The following is a 7,179-nucleotide window of genomic DNA, read 5'->3' on the forward strand; positions in this document are numbered from 1 at the left end:
AGAGACATGATGTCGCTTATATGCGCGTCAATAAATATTAAGGAGGCAGTAACATGAGTAACACAGTACTTATCACAGGATCAAGCAGCGGAATAGGAAAAGCCACTGCAAAGTATTTTGCTGAGAAAGGATGGAACGTGGTCGCAACAATGCGTACACCGGAGAAAGAGGAAGAACTTACAGGCCTTGATAACGTGCTTGTAACAAGGCTAGATGTGCTTGACCTTGATTCCATTGACAACGCAATTGCCGAGGGAATCGCAAAGTTCGGCAAGATTGATGTGGTCGTAAACAACGCAGGGTACGGCGCATTTGGACCTTTGGAGGCAACTCCCAGGGAAAATATTGTCCGTCAGTTTGATGTAAATGTTATAGGCGTTTTAGATGTAACAAAAGCAATTCTTCCTCACTTCAGAGAGAATCATAGCGGGACCATAATTAACATCACCTCAGTTGGAGGAAAAATCACTTTACCTCTTGGATCACTATATCACGGTACTAAGTTTGCCGTTGAAGGCATTACAGAGGCACTACATTACGAAATGGAACATATTGGAGTGAAAGTGAAATTAGTAGAGCCTGGTGCAATCAAGACTGATTTTGCAGGGCGCTCATTTGATTTTAATCATGATGAAAATCTCACAGAATATCAGCATACTGTGGACACGCTAAACGCTGCGCTTGAGCCAATGATGGAAAACGCCGCTGAGCCTGTTTTAGTAGGAGAGGTTATATATCAGGCAGCTACTGACGGCACTAACACGATTAGATATGTTGCCGGAGAAGATGCTGAGCAGTGGCTTGCACAGAGAAGTCAGGTCGATGATGAGACCTTTATCCAAGGCATAAAGGATCAGTTTGGCTTTTAGTCTGTGGTTTGAAATTTCTTCGTAGTACTATTAGATTTTCGTAGTACTATTAGATTAATGAGCACGGAGCTAGGATATGGAATGCAAATGGGAGAGAGCTAGGAGTTGTGAGCAGAAAGAACATAGGGTTAAAGAGATAATCTCTGCCACAGAAAGGCTCTACAAAAAACACCCCTACGAAGAAATAACATTTGTTTCAATTGCAAAGGAAGCTAACTTTACCAGATCAAATCTCTACAAGTATTTCAGTTCCAAAGAAGAGATATTCCTTGAGTTCTTAATGCAGGATTTTGTAAAGTGGAGAAAGGATCTGGTAAGGAGCTTCGATGTAAAAAAGAAATATAAAGTTAAAGAGTTCGCTCAGATATGGACTAAGGTTCTGATAAAAAATAAGAGGCTCTTAGAGCTAGTCTCAATCATGTTTATACATCTTGAGAGAAATGTGTGTATTGAGAGTTTTATGGATTTTAAATTTGGCACTAAAGATGAGGTTGGGACGGTTGTGGAGCTTTTATGCTCGATTTTCCCAAAATTGAGTCCTGAGAACTCTGTGAAGTTCATATACCTTCAAATGGGCTCAGCAGTGGGTCTATCTCAGATGACAGACTACAATGAAATGCAGCTTGAGGCATTTAAACACCCCGAGCTCTGCTACCTTAAGGCGGAATTCAAACCGCTTTATGAAAACTCTGTGGAATATATGATGAACGGACTTTTGGGATCAAAGTAACTTTGGTTAGCGGCTCTCAGTTAGTAGCCGGACTGCAAAACTCACAATTTTCATCATTTAGGCCACCATCTTGAGCTACACATGCGCAGTCAACAAACATATCTTTTATCATCTGACGCCCTCTTTGTACTCTGGATTTAAGCCCGGAGTATGAAAGCCCCATTTCTTGTGCTATATCTTTTTGTTTAGAACCAGTTATGTCTGATAGTTCAAGTGGAACTTTATATTTATCAGGAAGGCGTTCAATAAAAACTCTAAGGCACCCAGATATACATGAAGCGTGCAGATCATCTGTCTCATTGCTATATTCTGCAGTACTTTCCTCATTTAGCTCGACAGTCTCAGGGTTATTTTTTCTGTAGTAATCCGTAAGTGTATTTCTAACAATTTGATGAATCCAAGGTGCTAGTTTAGATTCGTCTTCTAACTGATTTATATTATTATGAATTTTGATAAATATCTCCTGTAGTAAGTCATCTGCGTCATCCTTAAGCTTAACCTTACCTAGGAGATATCTTCGAATCTGGTCCGAGAATTCATCCCACACAATATTTGTGGTGTTAGTATCACTCATCTTAACATTTTCCCATAAAAATAGGGTACACAATATATTTTAATCATTTTAAACATAATGTGTACCCTATTACTTTATAATCCTTGTTTTAGCAGCATGAGCAGTTACTGCACTCACAAGTACATTTACTACAAGACTCACAATTGCAGTTCTCACATTCACAAGGTTGACTCTTTTCCTGTTCAGTCATGATTATTACCTCCGTTTTTTTTCAGCGGTTTTTATTCGCCTTTCACTAATAAAGACGGAGACAGGTTAAAAAAGACGCAAAATTAATTTTTTATCTCTATCATATGGAGCAATTAATAAAACAAACAAGCTCCTAACAGCAGCTATTTGTTGCGCAAGCATTGTCAGCACCTCCCGCGCAGTCTTCGCCTTTTCCCAGGTACGTCTTCTCTGAAAGGTAAAAATCGGTAAATGCACTTTCAAAGTCCTGAGCAACTGATTTCTGAGCAATACCAGTTTCTAATAGCGCAGCTTGCCACTTTTTAACTTTAGGAAAATCGGCCAGAAAATCGTGGCATGTATGTTTTTCAATAATGGCAGCACGGTGAAGCAGGGGAAGCCATGCTATGTCAACTTTGCTGATATTGCCTGCTTTAAACAAAGGCCCCTGTCCCAAATACTTTTCTGCTTTCTCAAAAGCCTTGGCTAGGTTCTGAGATCTTTCTTCCAATGTCCTCTTGTCGCTGCTACGCATTGTGCTGCACTGTACTAAATAATACTTGCTAGCCAGATAACTCCATGCACGCTCCAGTGCTTTTTCCTCTGAGCTTAGCTCCTGCAGCGGCTTATAGTGATCATCTATATATTCTATGATTGCATCAGACTCAAACAGTGCTGTCCCTGATTCTGTGATTAGTACAGGTACCTGTCCGTTTGGAGATATATCCAAGAACCATTTTGGCTTATCACTTAAACTTATATACTCAATCTCATATGGTATGTTTCTTGATTCCAAAGCCGCGGTAACGCGCTGGACAAAAGGGCAGATTTTAAAGCTTATAACTTTTATCATTATATTAGCTCCTCTATACTCTTTGAATTTATTTTAAGCATATAGACGGAAACGATTGTGAAAAGACTCAAAATCATGGGCACATACTCAAATTCTCTGTTATACTGAAAGTAAGTCACACTTGACCTATTAGCCCTTCGTTAATTACATATAGATCATCAGGAGGGTCATCAAAGTTGTCAGAATTTAACGAAAACTCCAATTTAAAACCTAAAGAGATAGATAGGGAAAAACCACTCAGGTCCGATGTCCGCTTCCTTGGAAACATTTTGGGCAAGGTAATTATCCATCAGGAAGGGCAAGAAATTTTCGAAATAGAAGAGAAAGTCAGAGCTCTTACCAAGGATATGCGCGCAAATTATGTAAAAAGCCAAAAAGATGACCTTGTATCTACTATAAGAACCCTTTCAGATAAAGATATCTACAAAGTGGCCAGGGCTTTTACAAGCTACTTTAAGCTGGTAAATATAGCCGAACAGAACCATAGAATAAGAAGAAGGAGAGAGTATAAATATATATCAGATACCAGGGACTCTGTTGAGGGCTCACTTGAGAGTCTGTTTGAGACCCTTGGGAAAAAGCAGATCTCTTTTAATGAATTCAAAGAGCTATTAGATAAGATTTCAATAGAGTTAGTATTGACTGCACACCCAACAGAGGTGAACCGCCACATCGTGCTGGAGAAGTTTCGCCACATATCTTATTTGCTCGAGGAATCTCACAATCCTCTTCTTAGTTCAGAGGAAAAAAATGAAATATATACTGAAATCACAGCGCAGGTAACCTCGCTTTGGCAAACCGAAGAGGTTCCGGCCTTTAAGATCACGCCGATAGATGAAGCCAGAAGCGCCCAGTACTATTTTAAAGAAACCCTTTTTGAAGCCCTTACGAGCGTGTACCTTGAGTTTGAAAAGAGGATTAAGGATCACTACGGGCTTTCTGATATAGAACTTCCTTCGTTTTTAAGGTTTGGCTCATGGGTTGGGGGGGATAGGGACGGAAACCCTTTTGTTACGCATAAGATAACTCTTGAGGTTCTAAAGATGCAGATGCAGCTTGTCATGGACAAATATCTTGAGCAGATAAGGCGGCTTGAGAATCAGCTTAGCGCATCTAAAAAACAGGCTGATGTTAGCACAGAGCTCCTAGATTCGATAGAGCAAGATGAGAAGTTAATAAATGAAGAATCTGGGATAAGAAACCCCGATGAGAGCTATAGGATTAAACTTAGCTACATCCAAAAGAAGCTGCTCGCAAGGTTAGATCAAATAAACGGAATCCCAAAGAACTATGCCTACTCAGACAAAGACGAGTTTGTAGCCGATCTTGAGATCATAGATAAAAGCCTTCGTTTAAATAGGGGCGAGCTGCTTGCGGATTCAATTCTAAAGAAACTTATAAGGCAGGTAAGCGTTTTTGGATTTCACATGGCCCAGCTGGACATAAGACAAAACAGTGAGACCCATAGCAAGGCTATCATAGAGATAACTACCCGTCTTAACTTGGTTAACTATGAACAAATGTCTGATGATGAGAGGTTTTGGTGGCTTTTAAGTCAGATTGAAAACCCAAGGCCGCTTATTCCAGGCTGGCTTGATCTCTCTGAAGACACAAAGGAACTCTTAAATACTTTTGGAGCTATAAAACAAGGTCTTGATACAATAGATCCCGAGTGTATTGATACCTATATTATCAGCATGACTTCAAGCGCAAGCAATGTGCTTGAAGTTCTATTGTTAGCAAAAGAAGCTGATTTGTATATTAATGACGGCGGTAAAATTACTAGCAAATTAAACATAGTTCCCTTATTTGAAACAATCGATGATTTCAAAAATGCGCCGCAGATAATGAAGATGCTGTATGATAACCCTCTTTTTAGAGACCATCTAAGAGCAAGGGGCGATTTGTCAGAGATAATGATCGGCTACTCAGACAGCGGCAAGGACGGCGGGCACCTTTGCTCGAGCTGGGAAGTTCATAAGGCCCAGCGTTCACTTAAGCAACTTGCTGATGAATACGGACTTAGAAACATATTCTTCCACGGAAGAGGAGGCACAGTGAGCAGAGGGGGAGGGCCTACAAACCAGGCGATATTAGCGCGCCCGTCGGGCACAGTGGATGGGGGCATAAAGATAACTGAGCAGGGCGAGGTCATCTACAGCAATTACTCTCTTCCTGAGATTGCAGAGGACAACCTTGAACTCGTTCTTTCTTCGGTAATCCTCACAAGTCTTGGCAAAGAGGATATAAACCCTGAGTGGAAAAACGTGATGGAAGAACTTTCCTCAGATGCTAGATCGGCCTGGCGCGAGCTTGTTTATGAAGAGCCTGAGTTCTACCCATATTTCCAGCAGGCCACGCCGATATCATATGTGCAGCAAATGCAGATCGGCTCACGCCCATCTAAGAGAAAACAGACAGACAAGATAGAGGACCTAAGGGCTATTCCTTGGGTATTTAGCTGGACGCAAAACCGTCATCTTATCACAGGGTTTTATTCAGTAGGTACAGCGCTAAACAACTTTATTGAGAAAGATCCGGAGAAAAATTTAGCACTTCTACAGGACATGTATGAGAATTGGAGGTTCTTCAAATCCCATATAGATAATATTCAGATGACTCTTAGCAGAGCCGATATGTGGATCGGGCTTGAGTACTCTTTTTTAGTATCTCCAAGAGACCTTGGGAAAAGGATCTTTAATAAGGTAAGAGATGAATACAATTTAACCCACAAGGTAGTGCTCCAAATTACCAGGCAAAAAGAAATTCTTGATAACAATCCTTTCTTAAGAAAGTCCATAGAGCTTAGAAATCCCTATATTGATTCGTTAAGCTACATCCAGGTTGCGCTTCTAAGGCGCCTTTCAAAAGGCGGAATCTCTGATCAAGAAAAAGAGGATTTAGTAGATATTATAAAACTCACGATCAACGGCATATCAGCCGGGCTTAAGAACACGGGATAGTGTTTAATCAGAGGTGGGAAAGGAGCCGATGCTGAAAGCACCAAGCTCCTTTAATTTTTCTAAATTGTTTTGATATTATGCTGCTGCTTTTCTTTTGCGAATAACCCTCATAATTCCTAGTATTCCGATAATGGCTGCAAGAACTACAAATCCCCACTGGTTTAGCGTTGGAACTTCCATAGCAAGAGGGGGCTCAATTACAGGATCACCTTCATCATCTACTCCTATCACGGCAAAAGGCAGACGAAGAGAATTTAAATTTTGCATATTGTTTCCGGTTGTTTCGACGCACCATAGTCCACCAGGAATATTATCTACTTGTAAATCGTATAGATCCGGATCAAATGGCAGAATCGTTATATTAAACAGCTCCCATTCTATATTTCCTGATGGGTTTGAGTTCAAATATCTATCTCCCTCAGGGCTTACAAGATCGTATATAACGCTAGGCGGTCTATTAGATAGCGGGTTGCAGCCGTCATCATCAGAAGGGTTGGTTGGTATGCTTGCAGACTGGGTAATAGCATCTGTGTTTAAAGCCCACTCAGGAAGTGGTATCGGCGTATTTTGATCATCGGTATCTACATCTATATTGTCTGGGCTCAAACAATTATCGTTATTATCAAAAGAAGCTGAACCAAAGTCAAAATCACCATCCCAGATATCTAATGTCTCAAGTCCGTCCGGAACCATAAAACAAAATCTCCACTCACCAGTATAAAGCGTGGGGTTTAAACAACAGCTTGGATCTGTAAGAGGATCGCAAAATATTCCCGGCCTGTTAAAATCAGCGCAAGCAAGATCATCAATGTCTATATTAGGGAAAAGGGTTTCAAAGTCTAGTGGAGCTCTTGGTGGGGAAAGATAATTAAACGCGGTTCCTTGGGGTATTGAGATTGTACCATCTGATCTTACTTTATAGCCGTTTAACCCTGTGGTTTCAGGATTTATATTGACCATCTTCATGCGGTAAGAATAAGAACCATCTTGTGTTTGAGCCTGAGAGATATTGGGCAGCACAC

General features: G+C 40.7%; 6 protein-coding genes. 3 read left to right on the forward strand and 3 right to left on the reverse strand.

Going from position 1 to position 7,179, the window contains the following annotated elements; translation table 11 throughout:
• Positions 1-53: 53 nt before the first annotated feature.
• Both AAF462_08470 and AAF462_08475 read left to right on the forward strand, forming a co-directional pair.
• On the forward strand, positions 54-869 hold the full coding sequence (locus AAF462_08470) for an SDR family oxidoreductase (protein ID MEM7009152.1): 816 nt from the start codon (positions 54-56) through the stop codon (positions 867-869).
• Positions 870-945: 76 nt separating this feature from the next.
• On the forward strand, positions 946-1,599 hold the full coding sequence (locus tag AAF462_08475) for a TetR/AcrR family transcriptional regulator (GenBank protein ID MEM7009153.1): 654 nt from the start codon (positions 946-948) through the stop codon (positions 1,597-1,599).
• A gap of 16 nt (positions 1,600-1,615) precedes the next feature.
• Here the strand turns inward: AAF462_08475 and sigZ are convergent, their stop codons facing one another.
• Both sigZ and AAF462_08485 read right to left on the reverse strand, forming a co-directional pair.
• The gene (sigZ, locus tag AAF462_08480; GenBank protein ID MEM7009154.1) at positions 1,616-2,173 is read right to left on the reverse strand and encodes an RNA polymerase sigma factor SigZ; all 558 of its coding nucleotides are present in this window, start codon (positions 2,171-2,173) and stop codon (positions 1,616-1,618) included.
• A gap of 322 nt (positions 2,174-2,495) precedes the next feature.
• Positions 2,496-3,194 (reverse strand): glutathione S-transferase family protein, encoded by a 699-nt coding sequence (locus tag AAF462_08485; GenBank protein MEM7009155.1) that lies wholly within the window; start codon positions 3,192-3,194, stop codon positions 2,496-2,498.
• 176 nt (positions 3,195-3,370) lie between these two features.
• Between AAF462_08485 and ppc the strand changes: the two genes are divergently transcribed.
• Positions 3,371-6,157 carry a phosphoenolpyruvate carboxylase gene (gene ppc, locus AAF462_08490; protein MEM7009156.1) on the forward strand — a complete coding sequence of 929 codons (2,787 nt, stop codon included), beginning with the start codon at positions 3,371-3,373 and terminating at the stop codon, positions 6,155-6,157.
• A 75-nt stretch (positions 6,158-6,232) separates the two neighbouring features.
• On the opposite strand, the gene AAF462_08495 is transcribed toward ppc, so the two are convergent.
• On the reverse strand, positions 6,233-7,179 hold a 947-nt coding region (locus tag AAF462_08495; GenBank protein ID MEM7009157.1), incomplete at its 5' end, for an IPTL-CTERM sorting domain-containing protein.

The organism is Thermodesulfobacteriota bacterium (assembly GCA_039028315.1).
Taxonomy (GTDB): domain Bacteria; phylum Desulfobacterota_D; class UBA1144; order Nemesobacterales; family UBA2774; genus CR02bin9.